Annotated in this window: 21 protein-coding genes; 4 read left to right on the top strand and 17 right to left on the bottom strand. The window is 45.6% G+C overall.

All coding sequences use genetic code 11. The features are described from left to right. Positions 1-5: 5 nt before the first annotated feature. The 10 genes from rpsC to rnr form a co-directional block, all read right to left on the bottom strand. Complete coding sequence (gene rpsC, locus H2O73_RS10145) at positions 6-704, bottom strand: 30S ribosomal protein S3 (protein WP_005471060.1); 699 nt, start codon at positions 702-704, stop codon at positions 6-8. Between the two features lie 19 nt (positions 705-723). Beyond that, positions 724-1,056, bottom strand: a complete 333-nt coding sequence (gene rplV / locus H2O73_RS10150; RefSeq protein ID WP_182108734.1) for a 50S ribosomal protein L22 — start codon at positions 1,054-1,056, stop codon at positions 724-726. A 10-nt stretch (positions 1,057-1,066) separates the two neighbouring features. After that, on the bottom strand, positions 1,067-1,345 hold the full coding sequence (rpsS, locus tag H2O73_RS10155; RefSeq protein ID WP_011078827.1) for a 30S ribosomal protein S19: 279 nt from the start codon (positions 1,343-1,345) through the stop codon (positions 1,067-1,069). A gap of 19 nt (positions 1,346-1,364) precedes the next feature. Continuing rightward, positions 1,365-2,189, bottom strand: a complete 825-nt coding sequence (gene rplB / locus H2O73_RS10160) for a 50S ribosomal protein L2 (protein WP_182108735.1) — start codon at positions 2,187-2,189, stop codon at positions 1,365-1,367. A 16-nt stretch (positions 2,190-2,205) separates the two neighbouring features. Then, complete coding sequence (rplW, locus tag H2O73_RS10165; protein WP_005597130.1) at positions 2,206-2,508, bottom strand: 50S ribosomal protein L23; 303 nt, start codon at positions 2,506-2,508, stop codon at positions 2,206-2,208. Then, on the bottom strand, positions 2,505-3,107 hold the full coding sequence (rplD, locus tag H2O73_RS10170) for a 50S ribosomal protein L4 (RefSeq protein ID WP_182108736.1): 603 nt from the start codon (positions 3,105-3,107) through the stop codon (positions 2,505-2,507). Before rplD ends, rplW begins: the two co-directional genes overlap by 4 nt. A 17-nt stretch (positions 3,108-3,124) precedes the next feature. Further along, positions 3,125-3,754 (bottom strand): 50S ribosomal protein L3, encoded by a 630-nt coding sequence (rplC, locus tag H2O73_RS10175; RefSeq protein ID WP_182108737.1) that lies wholly within the window; start codon positions 3,752-3,754, stop codon positions 3,125-3,127. Between the two features lie 14 nt (positions 3,755-3,768). After that, the gene (gene rpsJ / locus H2O73_RS10180) at positions 3,769-4,080 is read right to left on the bottom strand and encodes a 30S ribosomal protein S10 (RefSeq protein ID WP_001181007.1); all 312 of its coding nucleotides are present in this window, start codon (positions 4,078-4,080) and stop codon (positions 3,769-3,771) included. Between the two features lie 502 nt (positions 4,081-4,582). Then, positions 4,583-5,320 carry a 23S rRNA (guanosine(2251)-2'-O)-methyltransferase RlmB gene (rlmB, locus tag H2O73_RS10185; protein WP_182108738.1) on the bottom strand — a complete coding sequence of 246 codons (738 nt, stop codon included), beginning with the start codon at positions 5,318-5,320 and terminating at the stop codon, positions 4,583-4,585. A 24-nt stretch (positions 5,321-5,344) separates the two neighbouring features. Next, positions 5,345-7,816 (bottom strand): ribonuclease R, encoded by a 2,472-nt coding sequence (rnr, locus tag H2O73_RS10190; protein ID WP_182108739.1) that lies wholly within the window; start codon positions 7,814-7,816, stop codon positions 5,345-5,347. Positions 7,817-8,065: 249 nt separating this feature from the next. On the opposite strand from rnr, the gene H2O73_RS10195 reads away from it, so the two are divergent. Next, complete coding sequence (locus tag H2O73_RS10195) at positions 8,066-9,475, top strand: amidohydrolase (protein ID WP_182108915.1); 1,410 nt, start codon at positions 8,066-8,068, stop codon at positions 9,473-9,475. 80 nt (positions 9,476-9,555) lie between these two features. Here H2O73_RS10195 and motX read toward each other — a convergent pair whose 3' ends face one another. From motX to kefG, 7 genes are all read right to left on the bottom strand, one after another. Further along, the gene (gene motX, locus H2O73_RS10200; RefSeq protein ID WP_182108740.1) at positions 9,556-10,191 is read right to left on the bottom strand and encodes a flagellar protein MotX; all 636 of its coding nucleotides are present in this window, start codon (positions 10,189-10,191) and stop codon (positions 9,556-9,558) included. Positions 10,192-10,461: 270 nt separating this feature from the next. Further along, entirely contained in the window at positions 10,462-11,781 is a 1,320-nt protein-coding gene (locus H2O73_RS10205) for an adenylosuccinate synthase (RefSeq protein ID WP_182108741.1), read from the bottom strand. A 157-nt stretch (positions 11,782-11,938) separates the two neighbouring features. Beyond that, entirely contained in the window at positions 11,939-12,877 is a 939-nt protein-coding gene (locus tag H2O73_RS10210) for an isoaspartyl peptidase/L-asparaginase family protein (protein WP_182108742.1), read from the bottom strand. Positions 12,878-13,020: 143 nt separating this feature from the next. Then, a complete protein-coding gene (gene slyD, locus H2O73_RS10215) occupies positions 13,021-13,602 on the bottom strand; it encodes a peptidylprolyl isomerase (RefSeq protein ID WP_182108743.1) in 582 nt (193 codons plus the stop codon). Between the two features lie 85 nt (positions 13,603-13,687). Then, entirely contained in the window at positions 13,688-13,888 is a 201-nt protein-coding gene (locus H2O73_RS10220; RefSeq protein ID WP_182108916.1) for a YheV family putative zinc ribbon protein, read from the bottom strand. Between the two features lie 77 nt (positions 13,889-13,965). Then, positions 13,966-15,762: a glutathione-regulated potassium-efflux system protein KefB gene (kefB, locus tag H2O73_RS10225; RefSeq protein WP_182108744.1), complete on the bottom strand. Its 1,797-nt coding sequence runs from the start codon at positions 15,760-15,762 to the stop codon at positions 13,966-13,968. Further along, positions 15,752-16,357, bottom strand: coding sequence for a glutathione-regulated potassium-efflux system ancillary protein KefG (gene kefG / locus H2O73_RS10230; RefSeq protein WP_182108745.1), 606 nt, complete (start codon positions 16,355-16,357; stop codon positions 15,752-15,754). The genes kefB and kefG overlap by 11 nt, the downstream gene beginning before the upstream one ends. A 134-nt stretch (positions 16,358-16,491) precedes the next feature. Here kefG and H2O73_RS10235 point away from each other — a divergent pair, with 134 nt between their 5' ends. The 3 genes from H2O73_RS10235 to H2O73_RS10245 are packed head-to-tail and all read left to right on the top strand — an operon-like array spanning position 16,492 to position 19,870. After that, the gene (locus tag H2O73_RS10235; protein WP_182108746.1) at positions 16,492-18,414 is read left to right on the top strand and encodes an ABC transporter ATP-binding protein; all 1,923 of its coding nucleotides are present in this window, start codon (positions 16,492-16,494) and stop codon (positions 18,412-18,414) included. Beyond that, positions 18,411-18,899 carry a TIGR02444 family protein gene (locus tag H2O73_RS10240; protein ID WP_182108747.1) on the top strand — a complete coding sequence of 163 codons (489 nt, stop codon included), beginning with the start codon at positions 18,411-18,413 and terminating at the stop codon, positions 18,897-18,899. Before H2O73_RS10235 ends, H2O73_RS10240 begins: the two co-directional genes overlap by 4 nt. Beyond that, positions 18,896-19,870: a hydrolase gene (locus H2O73_RS10245; protein WP_182108748.1), complete on the top strand. Its 975-nt coding sequence runs from the start codon at positions 18,896-18,898 to the stop codon at positions 19,868-19,870. The genes H2O73_RS10240 and H2O73_RS10245 overlap by 4 nt, the downstream gene beginning before the upstream one ends. The last annotated feature ends 23 nt before the right edge of the window (positions 19,871-19,893 follow it).

Raw genomic sequence — 19,893 nt, forward strand, 5'->3', positions numbered from 1 at the left:
ACTCCTTACTTACGGCCTTTGCGCTGCTTCTTAGGCTTATCGCCTTTAGGCTCTACAGCGTTAGCTGCTGGCATACCGCCTAGAATCTCACCTTTGAAGATCCAAACTTTAATGCCGATCACACCGTATTGAGTGTGAGCCGAAGAAGTTGCGTAATCAATGTCAGCACGTAGAGTGTGTAGAGGCACACGGCCTTCACGGTACCACTCAGAACGTGCAATTTCAGCGCCGCCTAGACGGCCGCTTACTTCCACTTTGATGCCTTTAGCGCCTAGACGCATAGCATTTTGTACCGCGCGCTTCATAGCACGACGGAACATAACGCGACGCTCTAGCTGAGACGCGATGCTATCACCAACAAGTTGAGCGTCAAGCTCAGGCTTACGTACTTCAGCGATGTTAATTTGCGCTGGTACACCTGCGATTTTCGCTACAGCTGCACGTAGTTTCTCTACGTCTTCGCCTTTTTTACCGATTACTACGCCTGGACGAGCAGTGTGAATAGTCACACGGATGCTTTTCGCAGGACGTTCGATAACGATGCGTGATAGTGATGCTTTTTTCAGTTCGCTTGTAAGGAACTGACGTACCTTGAAGTCGCCGTCTAGGTTGTCAGCGAAATCTTTGGTGTTAGCAAACCATGTAGCATTCCAAGGCTTAACGATGCCTAGACGAATACCATTTGGATGTACTTTTTGACCCATTGCTTACTCTCCTAGTCTCTTAGCGATCTGCTACAACAACAGTGATGTGGCTTGAACGCTTCAAGATACGATCCGCACGACCTTTAGCACGAGGCATAATACGCTTCATGGTTGGGCCTTCATCTACGAAGATTTTAGCGACATTTAGATCGTCGATATCTGCACCTTCGTTGTGCTCCGCGTTCGCGATAGCTGATTCAAGAACTTTCTTGATTAGTTCAGCAGCTTTTTTGTTGCTGAATGTCAAGATTTCTAGAGCTTGATCAACTGACTTACCACGAATTTGATCTGCAACTAAGCGAGCTTTCTGAGGAGAAATGCGAGCAAAGTTATGTTTAGCTAATGCTTCCATCATTTACTCCTTAACGCTTCTTAGCTTTCTTATCCGCAGCGTGGCCACGGTAAGTACGAGTTGGTGCAAATTCACCCAGTTTGTGACCGATCATTTCTTCGGTAACGAAAACTGGAACGTGCTGACGACCATTATGGACAGCGATGGTCAAACCGATCATCGTAGGGATGATCATTGAGCGACGGGACCAAGTCTTAAGTGGCTTTTTGTCTCCGCTTTCCACCGCTTTCTCTACCTTCTTCAGCAAGTGTAGGTCAATAAATGGACCTTTCTTGAGAGAACGTGGCATGGCGATTCCTCTTTATAGATTATTTGTTACGACGACGTACAATGTACTTGTCAGTGCGTTTGTTCTTACGAGTCTTAAAGCCTTTAGTTGGCATACCCCATGGTGATACTGGGTGACGACCGCCTGATGTACGACCTTCACCACCACCGTGTGGGTGATCAACCGGGTTCATTACCACACCGCGAACGGTTGGACGAACACCACGCCAGCGCTTAGCACCAGCTTTGCCTAATTCACGTAGCATGTGCTCAGAGTTGCCTACTTCACCGATTGTTGCACGGCCTTCAGACAATACTTTGCGCATTTCGCCAGAACGTAGACGGATAGTTACATATGAACCGTCGCGAGCAACGATTTGAGCATATGCACCAGCCGAACGAGCTAGCTGACCACCTTTACCAGGTTTAAGTTCAACGTTGTGTACAGTTGAACCTACTGGGATGTTACGCATTGGAAGCGTGTTACCAGTTTTGATTGGTGCGTCAACACCAGACTGGATTGCATCACCAGATTTTAGACCTTTAGGTGCTAGGATGTAACGACGCTCACCGTCTGCGTACAGAACTAGAGCGATGTTAGCGCTACGGTTTGGATCGTATTCTAGACGTTCAACTTTCGCTGGGATACCGTCTTTAGTACGTTTAAAGTCAATTAGACGGTAATGGTGCTTATGACCACCACCGATGTGACGTACTGTAATACGACCGTTGTTGTTACGACCGCCATTCTTAGAGTTTTTCTCTAGAAGTGGTGCGTAAGGCTTACCCTTGTGTAGGTCAGCGTTAACAACTTTAACAACGTGACGACGACCAGGGGAAGTCGGCTTACATTTAACAATAGCCATTTCTCAACTACTCCTGTTATTCCGCGCCGCCAACAAAGTCAAGATCTTGACCTTCGTTCAAAGTAACGTACGCTTTCTTAACGTCGCTGCGGCGACCTTGGCGTAGACCTTGACGTTTGGTCTTACCCTTAGTGATAAGAGTATTTACAGACTTAACTTCAACTTCAAATAGCTTTTCTACAGCTGCTTTGATCTCTTTCTTAGTTGCATCTTTAGCTACTTTGAAAACGATAGTGTTCGCTTTCTCTGCAGCCATAGTTGCTTTTTCAGAGATGTGCGGAGCACGTAGAACTTTTAGGATACGTTCTTCAGTGATCATGCTAGCATCTCCTCAACTTGTTTAACTGCGTCTGCAGTCATTAGTACTTTGTCAAATGCAATTAGAGATACTGGATCAATACCAGCAACATCACGTGCATCAACTTTGTACAGGTTACGAGCCGCTAAGAATAGATTTTCATCTACTTCGCCAGTAACGATTAGTACATCGTTAAGCTCAAGCTCTTTAAGCTTAGCTACTAGCTCTTTAGTTTTCGGCGCTTCTACAGAGAAGTTATCAACAACGATTAGACGCTCTTGACGAACTAGCTCAGAAAGAATGCTCTTCATAGCACCGCGGTACATTTTCTTGTTTACTTTTTGGCTGTGATCTTGAGTTTTCGCAGCAAAAGTAACACCACCTGAACGCCAGATTGGGCTACGAATTGTACCAGCACGTGCACGGCCAGTACCTTTTTGGCGCCATGGCTTAGCGCCACCGCCAGAAACTTCTGAACGTGTTTTTTGAGCGCGTGTACCTTGACGAGCACCTGCTGCAAACGCAACAACTACTTGGTGTACAAGAGCTTCGTTAAACTCACGTCCGAAAGTAGTTTCAGAAACAGTCAGTGCATCAGCACCTTTAACCATAAGTTCCATTACTTACTCCTGAGACGTTATGCTTTAATAGCTGGTTTAACGATCACGTTGCCACCAACTGCGCCTGGGACTGCACCTTTAATAAGAAGCAGATTGCGCTCAGCGTCAACACGTACGATCTCTAGGTTTTGAGTCGTTACACGCTCAGCACCCATGTGACCTGCCATTTTCTTGCCTTTAAACACGCGACCTGGAGTTTGACATTGGCCAATTGAACCCGGTGCACGGTGAGACAATGAGTTACCGTGAGTCATATCTTGAGTACGGAAGTTCCAACGCTTAACAGCGCCTTGGAAGCCCTTACCTTTAGATGTACCAGTAACGTCTACTTTTTTAGTTTCGTTGAATAGTTCAACTGTTAGCTCAGCGCCAACTGCAAACTCTTCACCGTTTTCCAAACGGAATTCCCAAAGACCACGACCAGCTTCTACACCTGCTTTAGCAAAGTGACCAGCTTCTGGTTTAGTAACGCGGTTAGCTTTCTTAGTTCCAGCAGTAACTTGGATTGCTGCGTAGCCGTCTGTATCAAGTGATTTAACTTGAGTTACACGGTTCGCTTCAACCTCAACAACTGTTACTGGGATAGAAACGCCTTCTTCAGTAAATACGCGGGTCATACCCACTTTACGACCGATTAGACCAATCATTATTCTAATCTCCCTTAACCTAGGCTAATTTGAACGTCAACGCCTGCAGCTAGGTCTAGACGCATCAGAGCATCAACAGTTTTGTCTGTTGGCTCAACGATGTCGATTAGACGTTTGTGAGTACGAATTTCGTACTGATCACGTGCATCTTTGTTAACGTGTGGAGAGATAAGAACTGTGAAACGCTCTTTACGAGTAGGTAGTGGGATTGGACCACGAACCTGTGCGCCTGTGCGCTTAGCTGTTTCAACGATTTCCGCTGTAGAAGCATCGATTAGTTTGTAATCGAAAGCTTTTAGGCGGATACGGATACGTTGGTTCTGCATGAGACAGAGCTCCAATTAGTAAATATTACACAAACAATATCGCCACTCAAACTCGTGAAAACGAGAGAATGCCGATTGATTTATGTGAAACCGTAGCATCCAAGATTAGGACGCATTGTCAGTTAATTTTCGATTACCTATCCCTATATACCAGAGTCACCTCTGGGGATAGTTTTTCCGAAGAAAAGATAGCTAATTGTATTAACTGCGAACATAAGCTGAGTCTACATTACCTAACAAATCCAAAGGTTCGTTAGCTCCTCGCCGCTCATTGGTTCACAACTGGCTTAAACCAGTGCGTCGCATTATACAGATCACAGTTTTATCTGCAAGCATCGCGTGAAAAATAAACGTAATTTCTTTTAAGCCATTGATGTTCAAATAAACAGCATTAGCTAGAAAACAAAACGCAGCTTGCGATGACAAACTGCGTTTAAATTTGCACAACGTTATCTCAAAGAATCATCGACGATAACTTTATATCTCTTCAAGATATGTAGCGTTATAGCATGCGTTGGCGCACTGCCTCAAACAAGCAAATACCCGATGCTACTGATACGTTTAAGCTAGAAACGCTACCCGCCATTGGAATTTTGATCAGGTCATCACACGTTTCGCGCGTTAGGCGACGCATACCATCACCTTCCGCACCCATCACGATAGCGAGCTTGCCGGTTAATTTTGCTTGATAGATATCATGAGTCGCTTCACCCGCCGTACCGACAAACCATACGCCCTGCTCTTGCAATGCACGCATAGTTCGAGCAAGGTTTGTCACGCGAACCAAAGGCACGACTTCTGCTGCACCACAAGCTACTTTGCTTACTGTCGCGGTAATTTGTGCCGATCTATCTTTTGGTACAATAATCGCCGCAACACCAGCCGCATCTGCATTACGCAAACATGCACCTAGATTATGCGGGTCAGTGACGCCATCTAGCACTAATATCAATGGTGATTCATGCTGCGCCAAAATGTCATCGAGATCATTTTCATTAAGTTGTTTAGCTGGCTTCACGCGAGCGATAACGCCTTGGTGGTTCGCACCTTGCGCTTTATCATCCAGAGTTTTACGCCCCATTTGTTGAATAGAGACACCACATCTTTGCAGCTCATTCAAAATTGGCATTAAACGGTCATCTTGACGACCTTTTAAAACATACGCTTCAATGAAACGTTCTGGTTCGCGTTCCAATACTGCTTTTACAGCATGGATACCATAAAGAAATTCGTTACTCATTTTCTAAACCTGTTGTTGAAACGACTATTCGCTCTTAGCGCTGCGCTTCCCTTTTTTGGAATTGCTGTGCGGTTTTTTCTTACGTGCTTTTCTCACTTTCGGCTTCTTCGCTTCGCCTTTAGCTTCAGATTTCTCTGCAGGCTTCGCTGGGCGTTTAGCTGGTTCAATCGCAGGTTTTGCTTTGCGCTCTCCACGATCACCCGTTGCCGCTCGTTTTTTGGCTTTGGCTTTTTGCTGAGCCTCAACCGCACGTTTTTTAGCCGTCTTACCTTCGCCGCGTAGCTTACGACTTGTTTCAACTAATGCAAAGTCAATTTGGCGATCATCAAGGTTTACCGCTTGCACTTTCACTTTCACTGCATCACCAAGTCGGTAAATTGCACCGAAGCTTTCACCGATAAGTCTTTGACCAATTGGGTCAAAATGGTAATAGTCATTGGCAAGAGATGAAATATGAACCAAACCATCGATATGAAGTTCAGTTAAGCGGACAAAGAAACCAAAACTGGTCACGTTAGCAATCACGCCCTCAAGTTCATCACCAACATGGTCTTGCATATATTCACATTTAAGCCAATCAGACACTTCACGCGTTGCGTCATCAGCTCGGCGCTCTGTCATCGAACATTGCTCACCATAGAAGTCCATGTCATCGAATGAATAATGGTAACCGCCCGTTGGCGTCCAACGGTCTTGAGTGCGGCCTTCTTCTTTCGCAATCAAGTATTTGATCGCACGATGTAATAGCAAATCAGGGTAACGACGAATTGGTGAAGTGAAGTGCGAATAGCGCTTCAGTGCCAAACCAAAGTGACCACAGTTATCTGCGTTGTATACCGCTTGCTTCATCGAGCGCAGCAGCATTGTTTGAATAAGCTCTTTATCTTGACGCTCAGCGATTTGCTTAACTAACTCAGCGTAATCGGTTGGTGAAGGTTCTAAGCCACCGCCAAGGTTAAGACCAAGCTCGCCAAGAAAATCACGGAAACCTTGTAGGCGGATCTCTCCTGGCGTTTCATGGATACGATACAACGCCGCTTCTTTCGCTTTTTCAACCAAAGATGCAGAGGCGATGTTAGCCAAAATCATGCATTCTTCGATCAATTTGTGTGCATCGTTACGGATCACTGGTTCAATGCGATCGATCTTACGCTCCGCATTGAAGACGAATTTAGTTTCAACCGTTTCAAATTCAATCGCACCACGGTTGTCACGAGCCACTTTCAGCACTTTGTACATTTTGTGCAGTTCTTCAAGGTGCGGAACTAGTGGTGCGTAACGTTCACGCAGTTCTTCATCACCATCTAACACAGCGCCAACTTTGTTGTAAGTCAGACGGGCATGTGAATTCATGACCGCTTCATAATGCTTGTAGCTTGAAAGCTTGCCACTCGCCGAGATGGTCATTTCACATACCATACACAGGCGATCTACTTGTGGGTTAAGTGAACACAAGCCGTTAGACAGCACTTCAGGTAGCATTGGTACTACTTGTGATGGGAAGTAAACTGAGTTACCGCGGTTAATGGCTTCTTTGTCCAATGCGGTATTTGGGCGAACATAATAGCTAACATCAGCAATAGCTACCCATAAGCGCCAACCGCCGCCTTTTTTCGCTTCACAGTAAACCGCATCATCGAAGTCACGCGCATCTTCACCATCGATAGTCATCAACGGCAATTGTCGTAAATCAACACGACCCGCTTTTGCTTCTTCTGGTACTTCTTCGCCTAGGTTTTCAATCTGCTTATCGACCGCTTCCGGCCATTCGTGTGGGATCTGGTGAGTACGAATCGCAATTTGCGTTTCCATACCCGGTGCCATTTTTTCGCCCAACACTTCGACAACTTGTCCCATCATGCCACGAGAACGAGTACCACGGTCGGTGATTTCAATCACGACGACATTACCCATACGAGCCGTTGATTTATGCTCATTTGGGATCAAAATATCTTGGCAAATTCGTGAATCATCAGGCACGACATAAGAGTAGCCATACTCAAGGAAGAAACGACCAACGATTTGCGTTTTACGCTCTTCTAATACGCGAACCAAACGACCTTCCTTGCGACCACGCTTAGAGTTGTCTGTTGGTTGCACTAAAACATAATCACCATGGATGATGTTTTTCATTTGATGGTGAGGCAGCACGATGTCGTTATCCTTGCCGGTACTACCTTCAGGGCGAACCCAACCATGTCCGTCTTTATGACCGATCACATAACCTTTCACCATTTCTAGCTTTTCAGGTAATGCGTAGCATTGACGACGAGTAAAGACCAGTTGACCGTCACGCTCCATCGCGCGTAGGCGACGACGTAGCCCTTCGTATTGATCTTCACCTTTAAGTTTCAATGCTTCAAACAGATCATTGCGGTTCATAGGAACCCCAGCCTGTTTCAAGAACTCGAGAATGAACTCACGGCTTGGAATCGGATTTTCGTAATTTTCTGATTCACGATCAGCGAACGGATCGTTATGGATTTGGTCTGACATAAGCAAGCCCAATTAGCAAGGAAGGTATGTGGCTATTATATCCGACTAACGAGGTAACCTACAGCTTACTGGTTACAAAAAGGAAAAATAGCTACGCTATTTTCATAACTTAGCCAACCATAACGCAGGGAATTGTCAGTAGTGATCAAGATCACGCTTCAATGCAATTTATAAAGCAAACGTTTGCAATGGATCACCCTTATTGCGATATTCAGCGCCAATTTCCTATCCCCCTTTTTAGGTTTGGTTATCTATATGAAACGCACTTTACTCGCTACCGCTATTGCCAGCTTAGGTCTATTTTCTGCTTTTTCTCATGCCGAAGAGCAAGCTGATTTGATGATCACCGATGCTATGGTTCTTACTATGAATCAAGACAAAACCGTTTACCAAAACGGTACTGTGGTAATCAAAGACAATAAAATTATCGCTGTTGGCGATGAGTCGTTAGAGAAGCAATACAAAGCAGATAAAGTACTGGATGTTGATGGCGACATTGTTATGCCGGGTCTTATCAATACACATACTCACGTTTCAATGACGGTGTTCCGTTCATTAGCGGATGACGTGCCTGATCGCTTGCACCGCTACATTTTCCCATTAGAAGCCAAACTAGTGTCTCGCGACATGGTGCGCATCGGTGCCAACCTAGGTAACGTTGAAATGCTAAAAGGTGGGGTGACCACTTATGCTGACATGTACTACTTTGAAGACGAAGTAGCGAAAACTGTCGACAAAATTGGTATGCGCGCAATCCTAGGTGAAACCATCATCAAGTTCCCTGTCGCTTCAGCGAAAAATGCTGACGCAGGTATTGATTACACGCTTAATTTTATTGAAGAATACAAAAATCACCCACGCATTACACCAGCGTTCGCTCCTCATGCGCCGTACACCAACACCACAGAAACCTTGCAGAAAGTCGCAAAACTTTCATTAGAGCATGATGTTCCTGTGATGATTCACCTTGCGGAATCTGACCGTGAAGAGGAAAAGATTGCGGAACGATCAAAGGGTCTATCGCCAGTTGAATATATGGACAGTATTGGCGCACTAAACAAAAACCTTGTTGGTGCACATATGATCCTAGTGGACGACAAAGATATTGAGCTGGTTAAAAAAGCCGATATGGGTGTTGCGCACAATATGAGTGCAAACATCAAATCAGCAAAAGGCGTATCACCTGCACTTAAAATGTATGATCAAGACGTGCGCATCGGTCTAGGTACTGACGGTCCTATGTCTGGCAACACACTGAGCACCATCGATGAATTTAACCAAGTGGCTAAAGTTCACAAGCTAGTAAACAAAGACCGCGCAGCAATGCCACCAATTAAAGTCATTGATATGGCAACGATGGGCGCAGCAAAAGCACTGCATATGGAAGATAAAATTGGTTCACTTGAAACTGGCAAACTGGCTGACATCATCGTAATCGATACCAAAGCGCCGAATATGATTCCTGTTTACAACCCATACTCTGCATTGGTTTACTCAGCAAACTCAGCTAACGTTCGCCACTCTATTGTGGATGGCAAATTGCTAATGAAAGATCGCCAAATCCTAACAGTAGATGAAGAACAAATTCGTAAAGAAGCACTAGCGTTTACCCAAGTCGTGCGTGATACCGTGATTGCATCAGGTGAAGTTGTTCAATAACTAACTCTGTTCTAGATAACAAAAATGCCCAGCAATCGCTGGGCATTTTTGTAAGTGCAGGTTTTAAAATTTTTTATCGCTTACCAGAAAGTATCACGACGCTTAGCGCGAGCGATGATGTTATCTGGCATGCGACGCTCAAGACCATCTCTCAAGCGCGAAATGCGTTTATGTTGTCGCTGATCGGCAGTCACCGAGTTATATAGCCAACGATAGGCGTCTTCATAATCTAATGGGCTACCGTAATCACGCAAAAGCAGTTCTGCGAGATGAATACGTGCATTAAGGTTCCCCATAGCCGCCGCTTCACGTAGATACGGAATCGCCCGCTCTTTATCTTGCTGCACCAAAGTACCGCGAGAATAATAGCGCCCCAACTGCTCTAACGCAGTTGGCAAACCTTGGTGAGCTGCGTTTTCCATATAGTAAAGTCCAAGCTCGACATCTTGGTCAACACATACGCCCCACGCCAGCATATCTCCGTATAGAAACTCATACGACGGTAAGCTAATACGTGTCGCACGCGCGACAATATCTTCGACCAACTGGCAGTTGTCCGCTTTCACTTGCTCTAAATGTTTACTCTGTTCGATCAGTTTGATTAGTTCAGCTTCGGAATATATCGGCACTGGCCCACCGATATCAGTCACGCTGGCGTAACTGAAGGTCGCGCTCAATGTCATCATCAACGAAGCTGCCACTGTTCGTAGCTTCATACCTGCACTCTTTGTTGAATTCGATGCCTACCCTGACTTAATAGCAAGCAGAGCTAGGTTCGATAACTTTATCGGCAAAGTTGGTAAAGTCTTTAGACAAAATTTGCCGCGAGTTGGCAATAGTTTGCCACAAGATGTTGAAAAAACCAGCAACCATTTGCGATTCAGTCGCCTGCGTTCACGAAATGCTCGAGTAAATAACAGCCAATAAAAAAGCCGACCCTGAGGTCGGCTTTCATCAAACTATGTAACGTATTATTTAGATTCGAATTACTTCGACTCGAATGGGTGAACCTTGATAATAGTTTCGTTACGGTCTGGACCAGTTGAGATGATATCGACTGGTACACCAGTTAGTTCTTCAATACGCTTGATGTAATCTAGAGCGGCTTGTGGAAGCGCATCGATAGATTTAGCACCAAATGTGTTTTCAGACCAACCAGGCATTGTTTCGTAAATTGGCGTTACTTTTTCGTATGCGTCAGCAGCCATTGGCGAAACTTCTAGTACAGAGCCATCTTCCATCTTGTAACCAGTACAGATTTTTAGCTCTTCTAGACCATCTAATACATCTAGTTTCGTTAGACAGAAACCAGTCACAGAGTTGATTTGGATTGCACGACGCATTGCGACAGCATCAAACCAACCAGTACGACGTAGACGACCTGTTGTTGCGCCAAACTCGTGACCAACAGTACCTAGGTGCTTACCAACTGGATCTTGCTTATCTAGACCGTCGTAAAGTTCTGTAGGGAATGGACCTGCACCTACACGTGTGCAGTATGCTTTCGCGATACCTAGGATGTAACCTAGGTGACGAGGACCAAAACCAGAACCTGCAGCAACACCACCAGCAGTCGTGTTAGAAGACGTTACGTATGGGTAAGTACCGTGGTCGATATCAAGTAGAGTACCTTGCGCACCTTCGAACATGATCTTGTCGCCGCGTTTACGTGCTGCGTCTAGTTCGTCAGTTACGTCGATAACCATTGAAGTTAGTAGATCAGCATAGCCTTTCGCTTGCTCAAGTACTTCTTCGTAGCTTACCGCTTCCGCTTTGTAGTAGTTCACTAATGCGAAGTTATGGTATTCCATTACTTCTTTTAGTTTCTCAGCGAATGCTTCCATATCGAAAAGGTCACCAACGCGTAGACCGCGACGAGCAACTTTATCTTCGTAAGCAGGACCGATACCACGACCAGTCGTACCAATTGCTTTTTTACCACGAGCGATTTCGCGCGCTTGGTCTAAAGCAACATGGTAAGGAAGAATTAGAGGACATGCTTCAGAAATGAAAAGGCTGTCACGTACTGCAATGCCGCGCTCTTCAAGAGGCTTCATTTCTTTAATTAATGCGTCAGGTGATAAAACTACACCGTTGCCGATAATGCATTTAACATTATTGCGAAGGATACCTGATGGAATTAAGTGAAGAACGGTTTTTTCACCGTCGATTACAAGTGTGTGACCTGCATTGTGTCCGCCTTGGTAGCGCACTACGTATTTTGCATCTTCAGTTAAAAGGTCTACGATTTTACCTTTTCCTTCGTCACCCCATTGGGTGCCTAGAACGACTACGTTATTTCCCATCTTTCCAAGTCTGATAGCTAGTTAAAAAAGGATTTTAGCACCGAATTAGCTCGCTTGCAGTCATTTTTTAATCATGCATGCGTAATGTACTGCTTATAGGTTTTGAGTTGATAAAAGAATGGGCAGACTCAACCCGCTAGATTATATGCTGATAATTTCATGTTTTTTCTGCATAAATTTTCACATTTAGCTGCCCAGATTTATCCACACTGGCTCGATACATACCGATAGAATTAAGCGCAAAATGAATTTCACCTTGGCAGTCGACAGCAATCACACCACCTTCCCCGCCCATCTCTTTTAGCTCCCCTTGGATGACAGCTTCACAGGCAGTTTGAACATTTTCACCGAGGTAGCGCATTCGTGCTGCGATATCAGCACTCACCGCCTTACGTAAGAAAAATTCGCCAACACCTGCGGCGGAAATGGCGACATTGCCATTTTCGGCAAAAGTACCCGCTCCGATGATCGGAGAATCGCCAACTCGACCGTATTTCTTGTTGGTAATGCCACCAGTGCTCGTAGCCGCCGCAAGATTGCCGTACTGATCGAGCGCCACCGCACCTACGGTTCCATGTTTGTCATCATCCGGATAATTGGCTTCTGACAGTGCCACCGAATTGGAATCTTTGATCGCCATCAGTTGCTCATATCGTCGGTCAGTGAAGAAATAATCTTGCTCGGTAAAAATATGCCCATGCTGAAAGGCAAACTCTTCTGCACCATCCCCCATCAATAACACATGCTGACTTTGCTGCATTACGTCATAAGCCAAAGCAATGGGATTTTTTATGTGACGAACGCAGGCAACCGCTCCGGCTTCACTATTGCCATTCATAATACAGGCATCCATCTCAACCATCTCTTTATGGGTGAGTACAGAGCCTTTGCCGGCATTGAAATGGGGAGAGTCTTCAAGCACTTTAACCGCTGCGACCACGGCATCGACAGACAAACCACCTTGTGTAAGGACCTGATATCCGGCTTTGACTGCAACTTCGAGATCATGCTCAATTGCCGATTGCAGCGAAGCACTCATTTGCTCGGGTAAAATGGTGCCAGCGCCGCCATGAATAGCGATAGAAAATGGGGGCATACTCTCGACCTCTGATAAGAAAATAGATCAACCAAATGTTTGAACCAGCAAACACCCAGCCTTTAAAAGTAAAAAGCGCAGCTTGAATTCACAAGCTGCGCTTTTTATACATTTGGCTTAATACTTAATCTAAAGGCATGTGATTAGTGAGAACCACAACCGCCGCCACCGCAGCATTCGTGATCGTCGCCTTTCTCTTCGCCGCCACAGCAGCCGCCTTCGTGGTCGTGGTCATGATCGTGACCACCACAGCAACCGCCAGCTTGGTGTACATGACCGTGCTCGATTTCTTCTGCTGTTGCTTCACGAACTGCTACAACTTCAACAACGAATGTTAGAGTGTGACCAGCTAGCATGTGGTTACCATCAACAACCACTTCATCGCCATCAACTTCTGTTACTTCTACAGGGATTGGACCTTGATCAGTATCCGCTAGGAAACGCATACCTACTTCAATTTGCTCAACACCATGGAATACGTTCGCAGGAACGCGTTGCACTAGCTCATCACTGTGCTCACCGTAACCGTCTTCTGGAGCGATCGTTACGTCAAACTTATCGCCTGCAACTTTGCCTTCTAGCGCAGCTTCAAGACCAGAGATTAGGTTGTTGTTACCGTGTAGGTAGTCTAGTGGTGCTTCAACTGTTGATTGGTCAACAACTGCACCGTCTTCTAGTTTCACTTGGTACGCTAGGCTTACGACTACGTTCTTTTCAATTTTCATACTTGCTCCAAGGCATTGGGTACCCAGACAGCTGGGGAATAAAACATTAACCCGGCTATTATGGGGATCAATTTGAGAAACACAATCAGTCAGGTCTAAAAATACCGATCATATTTTCATCAGCACGCTGCGTTTTTTCCACCGATTGAGGCTTACGCTGTTCGTGGTAATCGCAATCAACACACTCTACCAATTCAATATTATTTTCTATCCACCAGCGCAAACTGTCTTGCTGCTGGCACTGTGGACAACTCGCACCTGCAATGAATCGTTTCTTCATTTTTATTCTCTTTCCCTTAGGCAAACCATGCTGAATTCAGAGCCTTGTCGCTGAACCAAGCATTTCACGTTGTTTCTCTATAATCAGTCCCAGAAGTTTTTCGTTTGCTGATCATTTTCCATCTCACGACCAAAAATCTCTTCCAGTTCTTTACGAGCTTCTTTGGCTCTTTGTGCCAATTGCTTATCTTCACTGTGTTGCGGTAGTAACTCTTTGAGCATCGCATTATCGAGTTTTCTAAAATGCGCTTCCGCTCGATGAGCTTGATAAGGGTGCATCCCCAACTCGATTAAAGCTAATTTACCTAAATCTAACGCGCCGAGGAAAGTTTCACGAGAGTACTTATCGACGCCATGGCTGAGCAATTGATACGCCTCTACACGGCTGCGAGCCCGAGCCAATACCTTAAGTTGAGGAAAATGCTGACGACATAAATCAACGATTTGCATCATTTCATCAGGCGAGTCGGTGCACAAGATAATGGCTTCGGCTTTACTCGCCCCTGCCGCTCGTAATAAATCCAATTGGGTCGCATCACCATAAAATACCTTATAGCCATACTTTCTCAGTAACTGAATTTGGCTCGCGTCGCTTTCTAAAATGGTGAGCTTAATTTTGTTGGCATACAACAGGCGACCAACGATTTGTCCGAAACGACCAAATCCCGCAATAATCACTCTGGGTTGGTTATCCACCACATCACTGGCAAGTTGCGCTTCTTCCTCTTGGTTGAGCTTTCGTGCGTACCACTTTTCTTGCCCCATCAACAAAATAGGTGTTGTCACCATGGATAAACTGACAACCACCAACAAAAAGGCCGTTTGCTCGCTGGTTAATAGGTTTTGGTTTTGCGCCGCGGTGAAAATAACAAAAGCAAACTCGCCACCTTGGCTTAAAATTGCGGCCATACGGCTACGAGATTTCGCTCGGCTTCCCGCGATTCGCGCTAATACATACAGCAATAAGCCTTTAATCGTCACCAACGCCAGTACGCTAAATACAATCACCCAAGGTTGATGAGCCAATAAACCTAGGTTCACCGCCATACCAACCGCAATAAAGAACAACCCAAGCAATAAACCTTTAAATGGCTCAATGGCTATCTCTAGTTCGTGGCGATATTCACTCTCTGCCAGCAGCACCCCGGCAAGAAACGCTCCCAATGCCATTGATAGCCCAAGCTGCTTCATTATGAGGGCAATACCAATCACGAGCAGTAGCGCGGCAACGGTAAAGAGTTCTCGGACGCCACTGGTCACCACATAGCGAAACAAGGGACGTAATAAGAAATGCCCACCGAACAATAAGCCAAGCACACCACCTAACATCCATAAGCCGTCTTGCCAATTGCCACTGGTATTACCCGCCAACAGCGGCAGCATCGCGAGCATCGGGATCACAGCGATATCTTGGAATAGTAATACAGCAAACCCTGACTGCCCGGTCTCTGTACCATCCAGACCTTGCTCTTCGATCACCTTCAATGCAATGGCCGTAGAAGATAATGCCAATCCCATCCCGATGGTTAAACTCACTTGCCAACTCATGCCCAACGCACTAGCAATGATGGCTAGAACCGCAGTAGTAAACAGTACTTGCGCGCCACCTAAGCCGAGAATCGGACCACGCAATTGCCAAAGTTTCTTGGGGTTAAGCTCTAAACCAATCAAAAACAGCAGTAACACCACGCCAAACTCTGCAAAGTGTAGGATGGCGTCAACATCACGGATGAGCCCTAACCCCCACGGTCCAATCGCCACGCCAGCCAGTAAATAACCCAGTACCGAACCTAATCCCAAACGCTGCGCTAAAGGTACAGCCACCACAGCGGCGGTTAGAAATATTGCACTGCTTTGCAAAAAGTCACTTTCAAGCGCCATTGTTACCTCCCGTGCTGCCATCGCCATCACTTTGGCTCTCCACACCAATTAGAGGCTCACTTAGCCATTGACGGTAGCGTTCGGCATGCTGCTCTCGCTGCAAATCCGAAACATTACGCGCCCAATAAAGTACAAGCGGCTCTATCCAGTGCATACGGCATAGCGCAGCCGTCAATTCAAACGGCTGTAAAATCTGTTCTAACGGGTATTTATTATAGCCATGTTCACCAAAGGCCTCTTGCTTACCACCAGTGGTAATGACACTTCGCCAATACTTGCCTTGCAGTGAACTCCCTTCGCCATAGGCAAAACCTTTTTTGCCTAGTACACGGTCTAGCCACTCTTTTAATAGCGCCGGACAAGAGTAGAGATACATAGGGTGATGGAACACAATCACATCATGTTCGAGTAGCGCGTCATGTTCAGCGCTGACATCAATAAAGAAATCGGGGTAGAGGGCGTAAAGATCACGCACAGTTACATGTTCAAGTGAGCTGATCTGATTGATCATAACTTGATTGGCGATGGAAGTTTGCGATTCCGGGTGAGCGTAAATGACTAGTACTTTAGCCTGAGCAGTAGCTGGCAAAACCATTCCTTGTACAGCAATCCTATTATTTTCGTTATCATTTTGTTATACGCGGTTGAAGCCAATAACGCAATGATCGACTTTTTCGACCATTCCTCCTACTATGCGGTGCGAAATGATTAAAGAAAAAACAGAACGCTATGATTACCTTCTCTGACATTCAATTGCTACGTGGTGGCAAGCCCCTACTTGATAATGCATCTGCAACCATCCACCCTGGCGATAAAGTCGGTTTGGTGGGTAAAAACGGCTGCGGAAAATCGACTCTTTTTGCTCTGATCAAAGATGAGCTTTCGATTGATGCTGGCAACTTTAGCAAACCTGCTCATTGGGAGCTGGCTTGGGTAGCACAAGAAACCCCTGCTCTCGATCGCACCGCACTGGAATACGTGATTGACGGTGATCGTGAGTTTCGCTCTCTAGAGCAACAACTAACCGCCGCAGAAGAAGCTGATAACGGTACGTTAGTAGCTGAGCTACATGGCAAAATTGAAACCATCGGCGGTTACAGCATTCGCGCTCGCGCTGCCGAGCTGCTTGATGGTCTTGGCTTTACTCAGCCACAAATGAGTTGGAACCTAACTCAGTTTTCGGGTGGTTGGCGCATGCGCCTCAACCTCGCGCAAGCGCTACTATGTCGTTCTGATCTTTTGTTACTTGATGAACCAACCAACCACTTGGATCTCGATGCCGTAATGTGGTTAGAACGTTGGCTGCAAAACTACCCAGGCACACTAGTGCTGATTTCGCATGACCGCGATTTCCTTGACCCAATTGTTAGCCGCGTTATCCATGTAGAAAATCAGAACCTCAACGAATACACCGGTAACTACTCTTCGTTTGAAGAACAAAGAGCACAAAAACTGATCCTGCAACAAGCGATGTTTGCCAAGCAACAAAAGCACATGGCGCATATGCAAAGCTACATTGATCGCTTCCGTTATAAAGCGTCTAAAGCACGCCAAGCGCAAAGCCGTATTAAAGCGCTAGAGCGGATGGAGAAAGTACTGCCAGCGCAGTTCGATAACCCTTTCAGTTTTGAGTTCCGCGAACCCGAAGCGCTGCCAAACCCTATCATCATGATGGATGAAGCATCGGCAGGGTACGGTGATAACCTAATTCTTGAAAAAATCCGCCTTAACTTGGTACCTGGTAGCCGCATTGGTCTACTCGGGCGCAATGGCGCGGGTAAATCAACACTGATTAAATTGCTATCAGGTGAGCACAAACCACAAAGTGGTGAGCTTACCTATTCACAAGGGGTCAAGATTGGTTACTTTGCCCAGCATCAACTTGAAACCTTACATCCAGAAGAAACACCTTTACAGCATTTGATGCAAATCGCCCCTAAGCATACCGAGCAGCAACTGCGTGATTATTTAGGCAGCTTTGGCTTCCAAGGTGAAAAGGCACTGGAGAAAGTAGCTCCGTTCTCTGGCGGTGAAAAAGCCCGCTTAGTCTTGGCGTTAGTTGTTTGGCAGAAGCCCAACTTACTGCTCCTCGATGAACCGACCAACCACCTTGATCTCGATATGCGTCAAGCTTTGACTATGGCTTTGCAAACGTTTGAAGGTGCGATGGTGATTGTTTCGCACGACCGTTACTTATTACGTGCCACCACAGATGACCTCTATTTAGTTCATGACCGCCAGGTTGCCCCATTTGATGGTGATCTCAATGATTACTATAAATGGCTAACCGAGCAGCAAAGAGCTGAACGTCGTGAAGCACAAGCCGACCAACCAGAAAAGAACAGTGCCAACAGTGCTGCGGCTAAAAAAGACCAAAAGCGACGTGAAGCAGAGTTCCGAAAACTCACCGCGCCAATTCGCAAAAAATTGACACAACTAGAAGACAAAATGGATAAGTTGGGTCAAAAATTATCCGAAGCTGAAGGCAATTTATCTGATAACTCGCTGTATGAAGCCGAAAATAAGGCTAAACTTAATCAAGTTCTGGCTGATCAAGCCTCTAGTAAAGCTGAGTTAGAAGATGTTGAAGTGGATTGGATGGCTCTTCAGGAAGAGCTAGAGCAGATGGAACAGGAGTTCAATGATCAATGAGTATCGAGCGCGTATATCTTTCTTTAACACTTGAACGGCTATGGCAATTTAGTTTGCAATATTACAGTGTTCGAGAAGTGAAAGAGGCGTGCTTAGCTCTACAGAATCAATACCATGGCAATGTGAATTTACTCTTGCTACTTAAGTGGCTTGATGAACAAGGCGCAGCCATTGATGACCGTGATTGGCCTAAAGTGGAACTCTGCTTAGGTCGTTCCGAATCTTTGCTCAGTAGTTTTCGAGAATTGAGAAGAAAGCTAAAACGTAATCTTCCCGACACCTTGTACCGAGAAACATTACAGTTTGAATTACAATTAGAAAAGCAACAACAATCTGATTTAGTTGATTGCATCAATGGGCTCACGTTAGGCAATGCCAATGGTGAGTCCATGGCTCTTCGTTATTGTCGTCAGTTGGAAGGTGAACATCTTTACGCTGTGTTTTCACAGTCTTATTCATCGGATGAACCTACTGATACGCTATGACTAAATTTACTGCAGCCTCCGGTATTACCAACCCACATTTGCAAACCTTAGCGCCGCGCTTTATTCGTAAGAAAGCGCTGTTTGAGCCGGTTTGGCAAACTCTAGATACGCCCGATGGTGATTTCATTGATCTTGCTTGGAGTGAAGACCCCAACGCCAAAACCGATCAAGACAAACCGATTTTCATTCTATTCCATGGTTTAGAAGGCTGCTTTTATAGCCCTTATGCCAATGGATTAATGAATGCCTTTGCCAAAGATGGCTGGTTATCGGTCATGATGCATTTTCGTGGTTGTAGTGGAAAACCCAATCGACTCCCGCGAGCCTACCACTCAGGTGAAGTCGAGGATGCTCGCTTCTTTTTAGAAAAAATCCATCAACAATACCCAGAGCGCGTTAAAGTCGCTGTTGGTATTTCTCTCGGTGGTAATATGCTGGCGAACTACTTAGCAGAATATGCCGATGAACCATTAATTGATGCGGCCTCCATCGTTTCTGCGCCGTTAGATCTTTCTGCCTGCTCACTGCGCATTGAGCAAGGTTTTTCTAAAATCTACAAAACCTATTTGCTCAACTCACTCAAGCGTAATGCCTTGCGCAAACATCACTTACTCAAAGGTGAATTAGGGCTGACTTATCAATGCATCAAGCGTGTCACTAAGCTGTATGATTTTGATGACTTGATCACCGCGCCACTGCACGGTTTTAAAGATGCCGAAGATTATTACCAGCGCTGCTCAGGCATTCATCGCCTACAACAAATCAAACTGCCGACTCAAATCATTCACGCCAAAGATGACCCGTTTATGACTGATGCGGTGATCCCTCACTTTGTTTTGCCTGAAAATATTGACTATCGATTATTTGATAAAGGTGGACACGTTGGCTTTGTTACCGGTTCATTGTTAAAACCTAGGTTTTGGCTTGAAGAGATGCTTCCCGCTTACTATCAACCATTAAAACCCGCATAATACCCACACAGCCAAACCATCCG

The sequence above is a fragment of the Vibrio marinisediminis genome (assembly GCF_014050145.1).
GTDB lineage: Bacteria > Pseudomonadota > Gammaproteobacteria > Enterobacterales > Vibrionaceae > Vibrio > Vibrio marinisediminis.

What these genes read in the sequence shown, in the direction of transcription:
- H2O73_RS10205 (WP_182108741.1), bottom strand. Translation starts at nt 11,781, where the DNA reads ATGGGAAATAACGTAGTCGTTCTAGGCACCCAATGGGGTGACGAAGGA.
- rplC (WP_182108737.1), bottom strand. Translation starts at nt 3,754, where the DNA reads ATGATTGGTCTAATCGGTCGTAAAGTGGGTATGACCCGCGTATTTACT.
- motX (WP_182108740.1), bottom strand. Translation starts at nt 10,191, where the DNA reads ATGAAGCTACGAACAGTGGCAGCTTCGTTGATGATGACATTGAGCGCG.
- H2O73_RS10235 (WP_182108746.1), top strand. Translation starts at nt 16,492, where the DNA reads ATGATTACCTTCTCTGACATTCAATTGCTACGTGGTGGCAAGCCCCTA.
- rlmB (WP_182108738.1), bottom strand. Translation starts at nt 5,320, where the DNA reads ATGAGTAACGAATTTCTTTATGGTATCCATGCTGTAAAAGCAGTATTG.
- rpsJ (WP_001181007.1), bottom strand. Translation starts at nt 4,080, where the DNA reads ATGCAGAACCAACGTATCCGTATCCGCCTAAAAGCTTTCGATTACAAA.
- kefB (WP_182108744.1), bottom strand. Translation starts at nt 15,762, where the DNA reads ATGGCGCTTGAAAGTGACTTTTTGCAAAGCAGTGCAATATTTCTAACC.
- H2O73_RS10240 (WP_182108747.1), top strand. Translation starts at nt 18,411, where the DNA reads ATGAGTATCGAGCGCGTATATCTTTCTTTAACACTTGAACGGCTATGG.
- rpsC (WP_005471060.1), bottom strand. Translation starts at nt 704, where the DNA reads ATGGGTCAAAAAGTACATCCAAATGGTATTCGTCTAGGCATCGTTAAG.
- rnr (WP_182108739.1), bottom strand. Translation starts at nt 7,816, where the DNA reads ATGTCAGACCAAATCCATAACGATCCGTTCGCTGATCGTGAATCAGAA.
- rplB (WP_182108735.1), bottom strand. Translation starts at nt 2,189, where the DNA reads ATGGCTATTGTTAAATGTAAGCCGACTTCCCCTGGTCGTCGTCACGTT.
- slyD (WP_182108743.1), bottom strand. Translation starts at nt 13,602, where the DNA reads ATGAAAATTGAAAAGAACGTAGTCGTAAGCCTAGCGTACCAAGTGAAA.
- H2O73_RS10245 (WP_182108748.1), top strand. Translation starts at nt 18,896, where the DNA reads ATGACTAAATTTACTGCAGCCTCCGGTATTACCAACCCACATTTGCAA.
- kefG (WP_182108745.1), bottom strand. Translation starts at nt 16,357, where the DNA reads ATGGTTTTGCCAGCTACTGCTCAGGCTAAAGTACTAGTCATTTACGCT.
- rplV (WP_182108734.1), bottom strand. Translation starts at nt 1,056, where the DNA reads ATGGAAGCATTAGCTAAACATAACTTTGCTCGCATTTCTCCTCAGAAA.
- H2O73_RS10210 (WP_182108742.1), bottom strand. Translation starts at nt 12,877, where the DNA reads ATGCCCCCATTTTCTATCGCTATTCATGGCGGCGCTGGCACCATTTTA.
- rpsS (WP_011078827.1), bottom strand. Translation starts at nt 1,345, where the DNA reads ATGCCACGTTCTCTCAAGAAAGGTCCATTTATTGACCTACACTTGCTG.
- rplW (WP_005597130.1), bottom strand. Translation starts at nt 2,508, where the DNA reads ATGATCACTGAAGAACGTATCCTAAAAGTTCTACGTGCTCCGCACATC.
- rplD (WP_182108736.1), bottom strand. Translation starts at nt 3,107, where the DNA reads ATGGAACTTATGGTTAAAGGTGCTGATGCACTGACTGTTTCTGAAACT.